This is a genomic window from Mycobacterium sp. Soil_C_30 (genome assembly GCF_057656995.1).
This window is the reverse complement of record NZ_JBDGJH010000002.1, coordinates 99,692-114,615: the sequence shown is the minus strand read 5'-3', so window position 1 is coordinate 114,615 and position 14,924 is coordinate 99,692. Positions and strand designations below refer to the sequence as shown.

Sequence of the window (14,924 nt, the reverse complement as noted above, 5' to 3'; positions counted from 1 at the left end):
GCTGACATTAGTCCACCGCGCGAAGAAGCCGCGGTCTACCCCGCCGCGTTTGCTCACGGCGAACGTGCGCGCCGATGCGGTCAGCCATCTCGCTGATCGTGTCCTCGGTGACGTAGAACTTCGCGGCCTGGCGACCAAGCCGCATTCGCTCAGCCACTAGGGCGACGTGATCGGAGATGTCCTCGCGGAGCACCGCCTCGTCGACCTCGAGTCCGTAGCGTTCGTGGGTGTCCTCACCCATCCATGCCTTCTCCGCTAGGTACCCCGACGTGCAGATCGACGTCTTTCAGGTCAGGTGGTGGGACCAAGACGCACCATTGCGAGACGGACGCGCCGACGTGGGATACCTGCGTCGCCCGTTCGACGACAGCGGAATGCACGTCGTCGACATCGGCTACGAGCCCACGGTCGCCGTGCTACCTGCGGGGCACCGCCTCTCCGGCCAACGACAACTGCGGTTGGCTGACCTCGCTGCCGAAAAGATCCTCAATCCGGGAACACATCGCTCATGCATCACCGAGGCGAAAGCTGAGCAGATCGTGGTGGGGAATTCTGTAGCTGCTGCCGCTCACAGCAGCAGCGTCCATGGCGCATCCCGGACTCACCTGGGTACGCGTAGAGGACATCCAACCAACCCAGGCATGTCTCGTCGTACCCGAAGTCCGTCGCAACGAGAGTCTTTACCGCGCTTTCCTTGAGATCACCGCGGCTCACCTCGAAGCCAGTAAGCACTCAGCAGCTTGACCTCAGCTGTTCGACGTAACTCAACCCTCGCATCGGACCGGCATCGGAGTGACATGTCGAGCCGGGCGATGGGTTTCCGCGCGAAGACGGCGCCACGTCCAGTGCGTCGAGAGCCGTGCGGTGAGAAGTCGATAGTCGGGGATGCGACGGACGCAGTCGCCCACGACGGGCGAACGCATCAGGCAAGGCCCGCACGTGCAATGACTTTCGCCTTCGCAGCCCGCGCCGGGCTGGAACCGTCCCTCTGGCTGCTACGGTAGATCTGACAGCGCCTAGGGTTCCGGCGCGCCCCTGTCGGCGCGCGTCTGGTCCGAGCGGCGCCACCGCGGTTCTGGATGGATCGCGGTCATCTGAACGGACAAAAGCCTGGAGGATCGCCGCTGGCGTGCCCCACTCCGGCGAGAAGGTCCTATCAGTGTTGTCGTTGATCGCCGTTTTCCTGTTGGCCCTGGGCGCGGGAGCCTTGGGCAGTGTCGTCGGAACCGGGTCCTCGCTGATCCTTCTACCCGTAATGGTGGAGCTGTACGGTCCGCGAATGGCGGTACCCATGATGGGCATCGCGGCCGTCATGGCCAACGTCGCTCGAGTCGCCGCCTGGTGGCGTCAAATACAATGGCGGCCGGTGTTGGTGTACGCCGCGCCGGGCGCACCCGGTGCCGTTCTCGGCGCACACACGTTGCTGACTATCTCGCCGAGAGTCGTTGACGGACTATTGGGCGTCTTCTTCCTGGCGATGATCCCGGCTCGACGGGTGGTTGCGAGGCGTGCGTGGCGGGTGAGGTTGTGGCAGCTCGCAATTGCAGGCGGCGTCGTAGGATTTCTTACAGGCCTGGTGTTGTCGACGGGCCCACTGAGCGTGCCGGTCTTCACCGGATTCGGGTTAAGCGGTGGCGCTTTCCTCGGGAGCGAGGCCGCCGGCTCGCTGCTGCTGTATTTCGCCAAACTCGCTACCTTCGGCCAGTCCGGCGCACTGGACTGGGACATCGTCGGCAGGGGTCTCGTCATCGGCGTCGCGCTGATGATCGGAACCTTTTTCACGCGCGGCCTCGTCCGCCGCCTCCGCCCGCAGTCATACGCCATCCTGATTGACGTCGTCCTGGTGGTCGCCGCCGTCGGCATGTTCAGCGCCACCTGCTCGCGGTGACCGCGAATGCGCTTGGGCCGCTCTGCGTTCGTGTCATCCGCTGTGGCTGAACCCGTCGCCGTCCAGTCGCAGACCACGGCGGCACCCGAAAGCCGCTGCCACGGCCGTTCTTCGCCTTATCGAGAACAGTCGCAGTCTTAGACTTACCGCGCGCTCCGGTCTCAGATGCCCTCCGTGGGTCGAACTGCCCAAGTCGACGCGCTGTGCGGGTATCAACCGTGTGCTGCCCTCGACCACGACCTCTTTCGCGGCCTCCTGCCAGCTTGCGGAGTGAACCGCGCCGCAGTGCCCATGGCGGTACGCGTGCTCATCGGCGTGCATCTCGTAGAAGTAATATCGGGTCGGGGTTTTGTTGAGCGCGGTGCAACGTGTCCCTACGTCGAGTGAGCCGGCGTTCCCTGAAGCAAGATCCGCGGCCTTCGGTGTCTGGTACGGACGCTCCCGTCGTCGGCGGACTCAGCTCGAGCCGACGTGTGACGAAACGGCGCCGTTCGTTCGGCGTCTCGTGTCGGCGAGCAGTCGCTGCAGTCGCTGCTGATCGGGATGCTCGTCGTACGCGTTCAGCCAGCAGGCGATCTCGGTGGCGACTGCGTCGGGTATCAAGGTCCCCGTCGCAGCGGACGCCTCCAGTGCTGCAGTGATCGCCCGCCGGTAGTGACGGCATCCCAGATGCATGTAGATGGGCGGAAGAGCCTGTTCGGGCAGCACGTTCTTGAGAGCGTCGATCACCAGCCACCCGAGACGGTGGGAGGACACCGGATCGGTTCGGCGCGCAACGGGTTGCGTGTCCGTCCCAGGATCGTCATGCGGGCACTGCACGGCACGTCCTTTCCAATAGTGCTCCGTTCGAATCCCCTGCGCTGCAGGCGAATCTGGTGGTCTCCTCACCGGCCGCCGCGGGCGCCTGCGGGTGGTGCCAGCGCGGTTCGCGTCGTCGCCGCTCATGGCGGTGTCTGCGCTCGCGTCGAACAGGGATCCTCCGGTCCCGGTCTCACACGTCCCTTCCCCGATCCGGTGTCGGGTAGCAGAGCCCAGCGGTGAAGGGCCACCCATGCGGCGTCGTCGCCTGGCTCAAGGGTTTTCCGCTCGTCGCGAATGTCGTTGTTCCACAGTGCATGTGCCGCGGCGCGCACTACCGATAGACCGTCAGCGCCGGGATCGGCGCCGGTGGAAGTGATGCCAATAGATCGACGGCCGACCGTCACGCTCCACGCCGGGTGTTCGGCGACGGCGATGTCGGCGGCGGCTTCGTGCAGTCCGCCGAGGTCGCGTGCGATGTGGGTGGGCCGGTGCCCGGGACCGGCGCGCACCGCGTCGCCGGCACTGGTCGCGCCAGTCAGCACAAGCATGCTCGGCAGACCCGCGGCGTCTGCCGCGGCGATGTCGGTGTCGAGGCGGTCGCCGACGACGAGCGGGGATCTGAAGTCGCCCCGTGACAGTGCTCGGGCGATGATCGCCGGCGTCGGCTTACCGGCGACCTGCGGAGCCCGGTCGACGGCGGTAGCCAGGGCGGCGACCATCGAGCCGTTGCCGGGCACCAGGCCGCGTTCCGACGGAAGTGTGGCGTCCAGGTTCGTCGCGACCCAGACCGCGCCGGCGCGGATGGCGAGTGCCGCCTCGCACAACTGCGTCCACCCGGTCGACGTGGAGTGTCCCTGCACGACCGCGGCAGGCGCGTCTGCGGACGCGCGGACCGGCGCCAGGCCCGCGGCTCGGATCTCGGCGGCGAGCGCCTCGGTGCCCAGCACCAAGACCTTCTGGCCGCCGTCCAGCTGGTCCGCCAGCAGCGCGGCCGCGCTCTGAGCGCTTGTGACGATGTCTTCGGCGGTGGCGGCGACTCCGAGTCTGCGCAGATCCGTCGCGACTTCGGAAGGGGTCTTGGACGCGTTGTTGGTGACGAATAGAGCGCGGGCGGTACTGGATCTCATCGCGTTCACGGCGCCGGGGGTGGGCCGCGGACCTCGATACACCGTGCCGTCGAGGTCCAGCAGAAGACAGTCATGTAGCTGGTCCAGGGTCGTCATCGCTCGTGTGCTCCCCTCAGGCCGGCGGTGCTCCGCGCGGCCGCCGCGGGCCGATGCCGGATTCCTGGCGCCGTCAGCTGCTGAGGCGGCCGGCTGCGATTAAAATCGTTTGCGGAGTCGTGAATGTCGTCGGGGGAACGGTTGGAACCCCCGTCTCCGGCGATGCCCGAGGTGAGGTGCGGAGTGCGTTCGCCGCACCCGCACGATCACCGCGAGCCCTCACCTCGTCCCTATCCGCGGTACCGGTTCGGAACCGTCACCGCATCGTCACGGCGCGACCGAGTACCGGGGTTTGGTGCCCGGCGCTCCGGTCAACAGGCTGCCAATCCGATCGAGCGGTACTGGTTCGGCCACCAGATCCGTCCACGGAAACCGAACATTGGTTCGCTGAAGGAAGTCCAGCGCCTGGATCAGGTGCCGGGGCTCGTAGTTGTGCACGCCGCGGAACGACAGGTGGCGCCGCACGACCGATTCCGGGTCCACCGCTATGTCGCCGTCCGGAGCGACGGAGCCGGCGAAGATGGCGACGCCCTGAACGTCGAGCTTGCCAATGCCCTCCTGCAACGCCGCCGCCTTTCCCGACAGCTCGATCAGGACGTCGCACTGCTCTACATCGCCGATCGACGCCACGACAGAGGTCGCGCCGAACTGCAGGGCAAGTTCCCGTCGCTCGGCCGCAGGGTCGACTGCAGTGACCGACGACGCCCCCGTGTCCGCGGCGGCCGCCAGTGCAGTCAGTCCGAGCATGCCCGCCCCGATGACCACGACGCGCCGGCCCGCCAACGGCATGGCCCGTTCGATGACGGCCATGACCGTCGCCGTCGCGCACGCGGCCGGCGCGGCGAGCGCGTCGGTTACGTCGTCCTCGACGATGGCGATCGGCATTCCCCGCGGCAGCAGCACGTGCTCGGCGTACCCCCCAGACAACGCCCAACTCGAGTCGAAGGCCTCGTGCCCCGCCTTGCGGACGGTACGACACTTGGCCGTGACACCGGCGAGACAGCGGTCGCAGGTGCCGCACGGCAGCGTCTCCGACCAGATGACGCGCTGACCGACCTGGAGCTGCCGGCCGTCCACCGACTGCAGCTCGTCGCCGCCGCCGAACGCCACGATGTGTCCGACGGTCTCATGACCCAGGATTGAGGGGCAGGGCTGGGCGCGTCGCCCGCTCACGGTGTGGCGATCGCTGCCGCACACCGTGGCCAGCGTCACCCTCACCAGCACTTCACCGGGCTCGAGTGGGGGCACCGGTACCGACTCGAGCGCCACGTCGTCCCCGCCGCGCCAGATCGCCGCGAGGGTGTGCTTTACCTGCGCCGGCGTGGCCGTCTGCTGCAGCTGATCTGTCATGACGTCTTCGCCCAGGCCTGGCGCACGCCGATGAGGCCGGGGATGTCGGCGACCGAGGACAGCAGGTGGGTGTGCGGATGTGCGCTGAGCTCCTCCTTGTCGCTAGCGCCCGACAGGACCCCAACGACGAAACCGGCCCCGGCGTTCGTGCCCGACTCCAGGTCACGTGGGGTGTCCCCCGCCACCAGCACCTTGGAGACGTCCTGCACGTTCAGCTGTTCCATCGCCCGGAAGATCATGAACGGCGCTGGGCGGCCCGCAGGCACATCGCTACCGCACAGGACGGTATCGGCCACGGCATTACCCTCCCAGCCAAGGGCGGACAACAACGAGTTGACGACGTCGCGGTCGAAGCCGGTGCTCAGGGCCACCCGAATGCCCGCGGCGCGGAGGTCGGCGAGAGCCTGTTCCACTCCCGGAAGAGCGACCGGCGGACGTTCGGCGTAGGCGGCCTTGAGCCGGGAGCGGAAGTCATCGACGATGGGCTTCAGTACTTCGTCACTGAGCGGTTCCTCTCCCTCAGGCGTGAGCATGACGCGCAGTGCCTCGTGCTTTGCGGCTCCGTGCCACTTGTTGATGTCGGCCTGGGTCGGCGACCCACCGTGCGCGACGACCGTCTCCTCAAGTACCCGGTACACGGCAAGACCCTCGTCGATGGTCGTGCCCGCCATGTCCAGAACGACGAGCTCAGGTTGAACCGTTTTGTTACTCAATGTGTTTCCTTTCTAGGGTGACGCGTTGCGTACCAGGGTGGAACGCACGTCGAGGTTGTTGTCCAGGGTGAAGCTGACAATGTCCGGCAGGTAGCGGTCGTCGTGGAACTCGACGAGCTCGCCGTCGGCGGCCCGCGTCGAGCGCTGCTGGCGAAGCAGCGGAGAGCCTTGTGCGACACCGAGATGCAATGCGTCGACCGAGTCAGCGCCCACTGCCGCGATGACGTGCGAGGCCCTCGCTAAACGGATGCCTCGAGACTGCAAATATGCCCACATCGACCCGGAGTCGGTGTCGAAGTCGAACAGCAGTCGGCCGACGTGCGCGACGAACGTCCCGCGTTCGAGCATGGCGATTTCTCCGTCCAGGTAGCGCAAGCGCAGCACCTGCACGACGGGTTCACCGACGGCGACGTCCAGGTTCGCCGCGGCTATCTCGTCCGCCGGACGCAACGTCAACTCGAGTGTTCGCTGCCCGGGAGTGCGCCCGATCGAGACCGCCCAGGCCGAGTAGGACAGCAGGGTGTCGAATGGCTGACCGATCGCCGTTGAGCACACCACGGGCGGCTTGCCGGCGCCCCCCGTAATGACCCCCTCCGCCCGCAGAGTGGCAAGAGCTTGACGCACCGGACCACGCGAGGCGTTCCACTGACTGCACAGCTGCGACTCCGACGGCAGCGCGGCTCCTACAGCGAGCTCACCGACGCGAACGCGCTCGCGGATGTCCTGTGCGATCTGGATGTGCAACGCCTCTGTCACAGACCTGACCATACAAGTTGACCATTGGGCGGATCAATGGCCGCGGCATCGTAAAACCCAATGACACCAATACTTTCCTGCCTATACCAGTGAGGATCGGCGCTACTGCGCCATTGCCGATCCGACGAAAAGGGCTCACCTGTATGTACAGGTTGCTATGGTAGAGATTGTGAGGTCCGTCACCCCGCCGTCACGCGCTGGTCTGTCGCGAACTGAAAGGTGCCCATGGAGCTGAAATCCCACCAGCTGCAGGTCTTTCTGCAGGTGGTCGAGTGCGGAGGATTCTCCGCTGCGGCCAACAAGCTGTTCATGAGCCAGCCGTCGGTATCCCAGCAGGTACGTCAGCTGGAGGCAACGGTCGACGCGACCCTAATCGACCGCTCCAGCGGGCGTGCGAGGGCCACGGCCGAAGGCGAAGTGCTCGCCGAATACGCAAAACGGCTGATTCTGCTCGGCGAAGAGGCGGTATCGGCCGTGCGGCAGGTCCAGGGCCTCAGCCGTGGGCACCTGCGACTCGGGGGAAGCACGACGGTCGGTACCTATCTGCTCCCCCATCTTCTCGGCCAGTTCCAGCATCTGCACCCGGACATAGAATGCGACTTGTTCGTGGGCAACGTCGAGCAGCTCACCGCGCGACTGGTGTCCGGTGAGGTCGGATTGGGCGTCTTCGTGGGCAAACCGTCCAACGCGCAGCTCGAGACCCGAGAGATCATGCTGGACCTCGCCGTCCTGGTGGCCGCTCCGGACCACCCGCTCGCCGGCAAGCGGATCGCAGCCAAGGAGCTTCTGGAGCAGCGGTTCATCCTTCGGGAGCGGGGCTCGGGGACCCGCTCGCTGCAGTCCGAGGCACTCGCCGAATGGCAGTTGCACGAAGTAGCTTCGACCGAGATGTGGGGCAGCGAGACGGTGAAGCAGGCGGTGCGCGCAGGCCTGGGCATCTCACTGCTCTCCGAACACGCCGTCCGTCAGGAGTTGGAGCACGGCATGCTCGCCAGCGTCGAGGTGGACCCGCCCCCGGTCGGGAGGCCCGTCGTCGCTGCCTACCGTAGGGAGCGGGTATTGGCGCCCAGCGAGAGAGCCTTCCTCGACGGTCTCCGAGATCTCAACACGTGGCCGAGCGCACTGCTGTCGAACCGCGCCGGATCTATGCGTACGCATGGAACTGTTTCGGACCGCTGACCCGGACCGACCGTCGCTTCAGCAGGATTGCACTCTGCAACGGCCGCTCACCGGGGGTTCAGCACCAGTACCGCCTCGGCGAAGGCCTGGGGGTTCTCCTGCGGCAGCCCATGGCCGGCGTCCACGAGGCGGTAGCCGACTAGTCGGCTGAAGTGGTCCTCGTGGGTTCCAGAGATGGGTCGCTTACCCAGCCCGTCGTGCTCGGTGTCCAGCACGACGGTGGGGACGGTAACCACGGGTTCGGCAGCGATGAGCTCCTCGGTGGCCTCGTACGCCGGATCACCGTCGACGAGTCCGTAACGATGTCGGTAGCTGTGCACAACCACGTCGACGAAATCCGGGTTCTGGAACGCCCGCGCCGTGGCCGCCAAGGTCTCGTCGGAGAACGACCAACGCGGAGACCACTGCTGCCACAGCAGCTTCGCGTACTCGACGCGGTATCGTTCCAGCCCTCGACGCCCCCGCTCACCGTGCAGGTAGTACTGGTACCAGTACACGGCCTCCCGTTCCGGCACAGCGGGTGTCAACGCTCCCGCGATTCTCTGGACGTTGTAACCGTCCACCGTCACCAAACCTGACACCAAGTCCGGCCAGAGCGCTGACACGATGCATGCTGCGCGACCGCCCCAGTCGAAACCGGCCACGATCGGACCCTCGAGCCCGAGCGCGACGATCAACTCGCGCAAGTCGTGCGTCACCGCGGCCTGCTGACCCGAACGCAACGTCGTCGCATCGACGAAGCGTGTCGGACCGTAGCCACGCAGGTATGGCACCACCACATCGGCGCCGGCTTCCACCAGCGGCCCCACCACATCGTCGTAACATCTAGGCGCATACGGGAACCCGTGAAGTAACACAACCGGCCAACCGCGCCGATCGCCGTACCTTTCGTAGGCGACGTCCAGCACTCCGGCGCGAACCACGTCCACGGGCACTGTGCTGCCGGTCCCGGTCACGTCTGCCATCGATCCTCCAAGTTGTTATCGAATCCGCACTCGTCACTGAATCTCGCCGTGGAACTGTCGCCGCCAGACTGCCGTTCACGTCAGAGTGTCCACAAGCGCTATTTCGCTATACCCGTTCGCTATACCCGCCAATGCGCTTGTCTATGGCGCCGCGGTCACGCTCCGGCCGCTGCTGTGCAGGTCGTTGCACGCCTCGATGACGCGCTTAGTCATGCCCGCCTCGGCCTTCCTCAGGTAGCTGCGCGGATCGTAGACCTTCTTGTTGCCGACCTCACCGTCGACCTTGAGCACCCCGTCGTAGTTGGAGAACATGTGACTCACGACCGGCCGGGTGAATGCGTACTGCGTGTCGGTGTCGACATTCATCTTCACCACGCCGAACTTCAGCGAGTCTTCGATCTCGGACTTCAGCGAACCCGACCCACCGTGAAACACGAAATCGAACGGCTTGGAACCCTCCGGCAGCCCGAGCTTCGCCACCGCCACTTGTTGACCCTGACCAAGCACCTCGGGCTTGAGCTTGACGTTGCCGGGCTTGTACACGCCGTGCACGTTGCCAAACGTCGCCGCCAGCAAGTACTTGCCCTGCTCGCCGGCGCCGAGCGCGTCGATGGTCTTCTCGAAGTCCTCGGCAGTGTGTACAGCTTGTCGTTTGATCTCAGCCTCCATACCGTCTTCCTCGCCGCCGACCACGCCGATCTCGATCTCCAGGATGATCTTCGCCGCTGCCGAGAGCTTCAGGAGCTCCTGCGCGATCTGCAGGTTCTCGTCGATCGGCACCGCCGACCCGTCCCACATATGCGACTGGAATAACGGATCCCGGCCGTTCTTGACCCGCTCAGCCGAGATCGCCAGCAGCGGACGCACGAAACTGTCGAGCTTGTCTTTCGGGCAGTGATCGGTGTGCAACGCCACCGTGATCGGATATCTGGCGGCCACGACATGCGCGAACTCGGCGAGCGCGGTGGCGCCGACAACCATGTCCTTGACTCCGATACCTGAACCGAATTCCGCTCCACCGGTGGAGAACTGGATGATGCCGTCGCTGCCGGCGTCGGCGAACCCCTTGATCGCCGCATTGATGCCTCTGCGATCCAACACAGTTGATCGCCGGAAAGGCGAAGGAGAGTTCCTTGGCGCGGCCGAGCATCTCGGTATAAGCCTCGGGCGTGGCGATGGGCATGTCTCTCCTTTGGCATTGCAATTCGGTGCGCGGGGTTTCACGCGTGGTCAGAATCCGGTGAGCAGGCGACCGCCCCAGACACCCCAGGACGTGCGTGTTGCGTTGGCGTATTGCGAGCAGCGTTGCCGTACGGGGCAACTGCTGCATATCGCGACCACGTCGTCGACCTTGCCTCGCATGTCCGCCTTTTGCTTCGCGCTGGTGCCCGCGAGCTCCGGGAAGAACGCCGCGGTGTCCATCCCGCGGCACGCCGCCTGGTCCTGCCACACGAACCGCGCTTCGTCGGAGGTGAGCCGGAACGAAATTCTGGAAGTGGCTCGGTAGGCTGGACTGTTCATGGGAGTGCGTTCGTCTCACTTTCGATCGGATTCGTCTTGGGTGCGCGCACTGTGCGCATCGAGACCGTTTAACCGGACGCTGGGCGGCGGCGGAGCGCACGAAAGTCCCATGGTGAAGGACAGAGCGGGGAGTCGGCCGTCTCCGTCACCCCAGCAGCGTGACGGCCTCGTCGTACCGGGCCGCAGGAACGGTTTTGAGTTCGGCCACGGCGTCGTCGAGCGGAACGTTGACGAGGTCGGTGCCGTGGATTGCCACCATGGTGCCCCAGTCGCCCCGGTGCCCGGAGCGGACTGCCGCCATGCCGACTCGGGTGGCGAGCACCCGATCGAATGCGGTTGGGACGGCTCCGCGCTGGATGTAACCGAGTGTGGTGGCACGTGTCTCGATGCCGGTGTGCTCTTCGATGAGCGCGGACAGCATGTCACCGATTCCGCCTAGCCGCGGGCGCCCGAATGTGTCCAGACCGTGCCGGTGGTGCGGCGTGTCCATGGTGTCCAGCGCGAATCCCTCGGCCACAACCGCAAGCGGCGTGCGGCCGCGGTCACGAGTGCTCTCCATCCAGCTGCAGATCTGTTTGATGGAGACCTTCACCTCCGGGATCAGGATGGCGTGCGCACTCGACGCGAGGCCGGCGTGCAGTGCGATCCATCCTGCGTTGCGGCCCATCACCTCGACGACCATGCACCGGTGGTGCGCCTCCCCCGAGGTTTGAATCCGGTCGATCGCCTCGGTGGCTACCTCGACGGCGGTGTCGAACCCGAAACTGTAGTCCGTCGCCGACAGGTCGTTGTCGATGGTCTTCGGTACTCCGATCACGCGGACCCCGCCGCGCTTCAGTTCGGCGGCTACCGAGAGCGTCCCCTCACCGCCGATCGCGATGAGGGCGTCGATTCCCGAATCCGCGAGCGCGGTGTAGACAGTGAGATCATCGGTGCCGGCGGCGAACGGATTGGTCCGGGACGTTCCCAGTACCGTGCCGCCGCGTCGGTTCAGACCGCGCACCGCCCGCCAGTCCAGCGACACGTAGTCGCGTTCCATGACGCCGCGCCACCCGTCTTTGAACCCGACGAACTCGTCATCGTATGCGCGGGTTCCCTGGAGCACTGCCCCGCGGATCACGGCGTTCAATCCGGGGCAGTCGCCACCGCTGGTCAATATGCCGAGTCGCATACTGTCGCGGCCTCGCTCAGAAGATCCGCAGCGCGGTCGCCGCGGGTGCATCCAGAAGAGTATCGATTTCGTCGTCGAGCTCGACGAGGGTGATCGATGCCCCGGCCATGTCCAGGGCGGTGCAGTAGTTGCCGACGTAGGACCTCTTGACGTCCAATCCCTTGTCGGCGAGGCGCTCGTGGGCGCGGCCGTACAGCAGGTAGAGCTCGCTGATGGGGGTCGAGCCCAGCCCGTTCACCATGAGCGCGACACGCGCGCCCGGCTCGTACGGCTTGTCGGCGACGACGGTGTCAACCATCTCGTCGATGATCTCGTTGGCGGAACGCAATTTCTCACGTCGGCGCCCCGGCTCCCCGTGAATGCCGACGCCGAATTCGATTTCGTCATCGGCCAAGTCGAACAACGGCGCACCCTTTGCCGGCGGCGAGCACGCCGTGAGCGCGACGCCGAGCGATCGCGTGTTGGCATTGACCCGCTCGCCGATGGCGCGGACATCATCGAGCTTGTCGCCCCGCTCGGCGGCACCGCCCACGGCCTTGATGACAAAGAAGTTGCCGGCGACACCGCGGCGTCCGACCGTGTAGGTCGAATCCTGGACGGCGACGTCGTCGTTGATGAAGAGGAGTTGCGCTTCGATGTCCTCGTCGGCGGCCATCTCCTGAGCCATCTCGAAGGCCATCTTGTCACCGGTGTAGTTGTTGACGAGCAGCAGGACGCCGGCATCCGTGGCGACCTCACGGATCGCGGCCATCACGTAATCCACCGGCGGTGCGGCAAAGACGTCACCTGGACAAGCAACGTCGAGCATGCCGGGGCCGACGTTCATGACGTGGGCCGGTTCGTGCCCGGACCCCGAACCCTGCACGATGGCGACCTTGCCGGCCACCGGTGCGTCGGCACGGACGATGAGATTGAACTTAGGCTCGTACCGCAGGGTAGCGGGATTGGCGCGCGCGACCCCGTCGAGGATCTCGGCCACGAAATTTTTGGGGTCGTTGACAAATCGTTTCATCGGTGTGATTCCTCCTGAAGGGGTCGGGATGGGTCGGTGTCGGTTCTCGATGACCAGGCTTGGGCGATGTTCTCGGCCATGACGGCGACGGCGACGGCACCGGGGTCCTCGTACCCGATGCTGCGGTCGCCGACGTAGCTGGCCCGCCCGCGGTTGGCCTTGAGTTCCCTGGTGTGCTCGGCGCCGCGGCGCGCGGCGGCGGCCACGGCTGCAGCGACTTCGGCCGGCGCGTCGGATCGCGTGGTCGCGGAGGCGAGTTCGTCGCGCACCGGGTACAGCGCATCGAGCAGGGTCTTGTCCCCCAGGGTCGCTCCGCCGCGGCGTTCGATCCCACCGATCGCGGCGTCGATCATCGCGCGTGCGTCCTGCAGGCCAAGCTCGGTGCGGTCCTTGACCGCCGCTCCGGCTCGCATGAAGGCGGTGCCCCAGATCGGGCCGGACGTTCCTCCCAGCCGGTTCGATAGCGTGGTGGCCACGCCCCGCAGAAAGCTAGACGGAGTCGTGGCGTCGATGGCGTCCCAGTTCTCCAACACGGACTCGAAGCCGCGGGCCAGCGAGAACCCGAAGTCGCCGTCACCTGCCACGGCGTCCAACTCACAGAAATACTGCTCGTTGCGCACCGCCGTGTCGGCAATTATTCGCACTGCTGCACAAACTGATTCGATCGAACTCATTTCTACTCCCGGTGTGTTGAGCTGAGTGATTGACGGCGCAGGGCCAGCAGCCGCTGTAGCGCCTCGACATCGACGACGTCGCCGAATCCGACGTGGTGCGGATCGGAGACGACTGTCGTCGGGTGGCCGGTGTCGCCCAGCGAGGTCACGACCGCGGCAGCCGGTGTGAAGTCCTCGTCCATCGTGTAGCTGCTGGGTGTGACGATGCACGCGAGCCCGGCCGACAACGCCGCACGCATTCCGACGGCGCTGTCCTCGACGACAATCGTCTTGTCGGTGTCGGCGCCCAGTCGATTCAGCGCCAGCAGATAGATGTCCGGAGCGGGTTTCTTCGCCGGGACCGCGTCGCCGGCGAAGATCGGAATGCTCTCTGCGAGGTGCTGTCCCACAACGGAATCGAGCACAGATCGCACGGATTCGGGAGCGGAGGTCGATGCCACAGCAACCTGCCATCCGTCCGAGAGCGCCGAGCGAATAAGCCGCGCCACCCCGGTCCGTGGCGGCATGACACCGTCAGCGACCAAGGAACGGTAGATGGCGGTCTTCACCTTGTGGATTCGCGGCACCACGTCATCGGGCACACCATCCTGCCCGAACAGGCCGTCACGGCGCGGTTCGGCCAACGCGGCGGTGATTCGCTCCTTCCCGCCGCCGATGCGAACGAGATCGGCGTAGTCGTCTTCGCTCCATCGCATGGGGATACCGAGTTCGGCGAACGCGCCGTTGAACGCCGGTAGGTGTCCGTGTCGTTCCGTGTCGGCCAGCACTCCGTCGCAGTCGAAGATCAGCGTGTAACCCATACCGGTCACGACGCGGCCCCCGCACTTCCGAACTGCCGCATCAGATCCGACACCATGAGGTGAATCTGTCCCGCCGTGTCCTTGAACAGTGATGGCGGATCCCACTTGTCGGTGCGCTCGGCCTCCCGCAGGTGGTCCAGACCGGCCCGCATGTACGTCATCTTTAGGGCCGTGGAGATGTTCACCTTCGCGCATCCCAACGAGATCAATCGGGTGAAGTCCGACTCCGTCAGCCCGCTGCCGCCGTGCAGCGCGATGGGGATGCTCGTCGCCCCGACGATGTCCTCCACGCGCGCGAAGTCGAGCACGGGCTCCTGCTTGTACACGCCGTGCGCGTTGCCGATGGCGGGGGCGAAGACGTCCACACCGGTGCCCCCGATGAAATCGAGCACGGTGTCCAGCGGCTGGCGTTGGCCTTCCTCGTCGGACCCGTGGTCGTCCTCGACTCCGGTGATCGATTCGATCTCGCCTTCGACGTGCGCGCCGTGTAGGCGGGCTTCGGCGACGACTTCGATCGTCTGACGACGGTTCTCGGCCACCGGAAGCTCGGACGCATCGAAGAGCACCGAGTTCCAGCCGAGTTCAAGGCATTCGGCGATCACCGTGCGATCCGGGCAGTGATCGAGATGAAGCGACACCGGCACCTCGATCCCCGCTGTCATCGCCTCCCACATCGCGAACAGAGTCGCGGCACCGACGCTGCGGACGGTCTTGACCGACGTCTGCACGATGAGCGGAGAACGTTCCGCGACAGCTGTGGCCAGAACCGCCTCCATCGTCAAGTCGTTGAACACGTTGATCGCAGGAACGCCGTACCTCTCGTCGAACGCGGGCTTGAGAATCGCGTTCAAGGGCACTACGGGCATGTACT

General features: G+C 65.8%; 16 protein-coding genes and 1 pseudogene. 3 read left to right on the top strand and 14 right to left on the bottom strand.

Going from position 1 to position 14,924, the window contains the following annotated elements; genetic code table 11:
- Positions 1–7 precede the first annotated feature (7 nt).
- On the bottom strand, positions 8–241 hold the full coding sequence (locus tag AC3A6P_RS03450; RefSeq protein ID WP_487688429.1) for a hypothetical protein: 234 nt from the start codon (positions 239–241) through the stop codon (positions 8–10).
- Between AC3A6P_RS03450 and AC3A6P_RS03445 the strand changes: the two genes are divergently transcribed.
- Positions 228–698 (top strand): LysR substrate-binding domain-containing protein, encoded by a 471-nt coding sequence (locus AC3A6P_RS03445; RefSeq protein ID WP_487688426.1) that lies wholly within the window; start codon positions 228–230, stop codon positions 696–698. The two genes, AC3A6P_RS03450 and AC3A6P_RS03445, sit on opposite strands and share 14 nt — an antisense overlap.
- A gap of 461 nt (positions 699–1,159) precedes the next feature.
- Positions 1,160–1,888: a sulfite exporter TauE/SafE family protein gene (locus AC3A6P_RS03440; protein WP_487688423.1), complete on the top strand. Its 729-nt coding sequence runs from the start codon at positions 1,160–1,162 to the stop codon at positions 1,886–1,888.
- A 456-nt stretch (positions 1,889–2,344) separates the two neighbouring features.
- On the opposite strand, the gene AC3A6P_RS03435 is transcribed toward AC3A6P_RS03440, so the two are convergent.
- The 5 genes from AC3A6P_RS03435 to AC3A6P_RS03415 form a co-directional block, all read right to left on the bottom strand.
- Positions 2,345–2,617 carry a hypothetical protein gene (locus tag AC3A6P_RS03435; protein WP_487688421.1) on the bottom strand — a complete coding sequence of 91 codons (273 nt, stop codon included), beginning with the start codon at positions 2,615–2,617 and terminating at the stop codon, positions 2,345–2,347.
- Between the two features lie 212 nt (positions 2,618–2,829).
- Entirely contained in the window at positions 2,830–3,912 is a 1,083-nt protein-coding gene (locus tag AC3A6P_RS03430) for an HAD-IIA family hydrolase (RefSeq protein ID WP_487688418.1), read from the bottom strand.
- A 267-nt stretch (positions 3,913–4,179) separates the two neighbouring features.
- On the bottom strand, positions 4,180–5,262 hold the full coding sequence (locus AC3A6P_RS03425) for a zinc-binding dehydrogenase (RefSeq protein ID WP_487688416.1): 1,083 nt from the start codon (positions 5,260–5,262) through the stop codon (positions 4,180–4,182).
- A complete protein-coding gene (locus AC3A6P_RS03420) occupies positions 5,259–5,975 on the bottom strand; it encodes a phosphonatase-like hydrolase (RefSeq protein ID WP_487688413.1) in 717 nt (238 codons plus the stop codon). The genes AC3A6P_RS03425 and AC3A6P_RS03420 overlap by 4 nt, the downstream gene beginning before the upstream one ends.
- A 12-nt stretch (positions 5,976–5,987) precedes the next feature.
- The gene (locus AC3A6P_RS03415; protein ID WP_487688410.1) at positions 5,988–6,731 is read right to left on the bottom strand and encodes a GntR family transcriptional regulator; all 744 of its coding nucleotides are present in this window, start codon (positions 6,729–6,731) and stop codon (positions 5,988–5,990) included.
- Positions 6,732–6,956: 225 nt separating this feature from the next.
- Here AC3A6P_RS03415 and AC3A6P_RS03410 point away from each other — a divergent pair, with 225 nt between their 5' ends.
- Positions 6,957–7,910, top strand: a complete 954-nt coding sequence (locus AC3A6P_RS03410) for a LysR substrate-binding domain-containing protein (protein ID WP_487688408.1) — start codon at positions 6,957–6,959, stop codon at positions 7,908–7,910.
- Between the two features lie 47 nt (positions 7,911–7,957).
- On the opposite strand, the gene AC3A6P_RS03405 is transcribed toward AC3A6P_RS03410, so the two are convergent.
- The 8 genes and pseudogenes from AC3A6P_RS03405 to AC3A6P_RS03370 form a co-directional block, all read right to left on the bottom strand.
- Positions 7,958–8,875: an alpha/beta fold hydrolase gene (locus tag AC3A6P_RS03405; RefSeq protein ID WP_487688405.1), complete on the bottom strand. Its 918-nt coding sequence runs from the start codon at positions 8,873–8,875 to the stop codon at positions 7,958–7,960.
- A gap of 141 nt (positions 8,876–9,016) precedes the next feature.
- A pseudogene (gene fbaA, locus AC3A6P_RS03400) lies at positions 9,017–10,058 on the bottom strand (class II fructose-bisphosphate aldolase).
- 47 nt (positions 10,059–10,105) lie between these two features.
- Positions 10,106–10,396, bottom strand: coding sequence for a WhiB family transcriptional regulator (locus AC3A6P_RS03395; protein WP_487688402.1), 291 nt, complete (start codon positions 10,394–10,396; stop codon positions 10,106–10,108).
- Positions 10,397–10,541: 145 nt separating this feature from the next.
- Positions 10,542–11,567, bottom strand: a complete 1,026-nt coding sequence (locus AC3A6P_RS03390) for an ATP-dependent 6-phosphofructokinase (RefSeq protein WP_487688400.1) — start codon at positions 11,565–11,567, stop codon at positions 10,542–10,544.
- Positions 11,568–11,583: 16 nt separating this feature from the next.
- Positions 11,584–12,579 (bottom strand): dihydroxyacetone kinase subunit DhaK, encoded by a 996-nt coding sequence (dhaK, locus tag AC3A6P_RS03385; RefSeq protein ID WP_487688397.1) that lies wholly within the window; start codon positions 12,577–12,579, stop codon positions 11,584–11,586.
- Complete coding sequence (gene dhaL, locus AC3A6P_RS03380) at positions 12,576–13,223, bottom strand: dihydroxyacetone kinase subunit DhaL (RefSeq protein WP_487688395.1); 648 nt, start codon at positions 13,221–13,223, stop codon at positions 12,576–12,578. Before dhaL ends, dhaK begins: the two co-directional genes overlap by 4 nt.
- Before the next feature lie 32 nt (positions 13,224–13,255).
- Positions 13,256–14,053, bottom strand: a complete 798-nt coding sequence (locus AC3A6P_RS03375) for an HAD-IA family hydrolase (protein ID WP_487689358.1) — start codon at positions 14,051–14,053, stop codon at positions 13,256–13,258.
- 5 nt (positions 14,054–14,058) lie between these two features.
- On the bottom strand, positions 14,059–14,919 hold the full coding sequence (locus AC3A6P_RS03370) for a class II fructose-bisphosphate aldolase (RefSeq protein ID WP_487688393.1): 861 nt from the start codon (positions 14,917–14,919) through the stop codon (positions 14,059–14,061).
- Positions 14,920–14,924 lie beyond the last annotated feature (5 nt).

Coding starts and splice junctions, on each gene's coding strand:
- AC3A6P_RS03370 (WP_487688393.1), bottom strand. CDS start 14,919: ATGCCCGTAGTGCCCTTGAACGCGATTCTCAAGCCCGCGTTCGACGAG.
- AC3A6P_RS03375 (WP_487689358.1), bottom strand. CDS start 14,053: ATGGGTTACACGCTGATCTTCGACTGCGACGGAGTGCTGGCCGACACG.
- dhaK (WP_487688397.1), bottom strand. CDS start 12,579: ATGAAACGATTTGTCAACGACCCCAAAAATTTCGTGGCCGAGATCCTC.
- AC3A6P_RS03425 (WP_487688416.1), bottom strand. CDS start 5,262: ATGACAGATCAGCTGCAGCAGACGGCCACGCCGGCGCAGGTAAAGCAC.
- AC3A6P_RS03450 (WP_487688429.1), bottom strand. CDS start 241: ATGGGTGAGGACACCCACGAACGCTACGGACTCGAGGTCGACGAGGCG.
- AC3A6P_RS03430 (WP_487688418.1), bottom strand. CDS start 3,912: ATGACGACCCTGGACCAGCTACATGACTGTCTTCTGCTGGACCTCGAC.
- AC3A6P_RS03405 (WP_487688405.1), bottom strand. CDS start 8,875: ATGGCAGACGTGACCGGGACCGGCAGCACAGTGCCCGTGGACGTGGTT.
- AC3A6P_RS03390 (WP_487688400.1), bottom strand. CDS start 11,567: ATGCGACTCGGCATATTGACCAGCGGTGGCGACTGCCCCGGATTGAAC.
- AC3A6P_RS03410 (WP_487688408.1), top strand. CDS start 6,957: ATGGAGCTGAAATCCCACCAGCTGCAGGTCTTTCTGCAGGTGGTCGAG.
- AC3A6P_RS03395 (WP_487688402.1), bottom strand. CDS start 10,396: ATGAACAGTCCAGCCTACCGAGCCACTTCCAGAATTTCGTTCCGGCTC.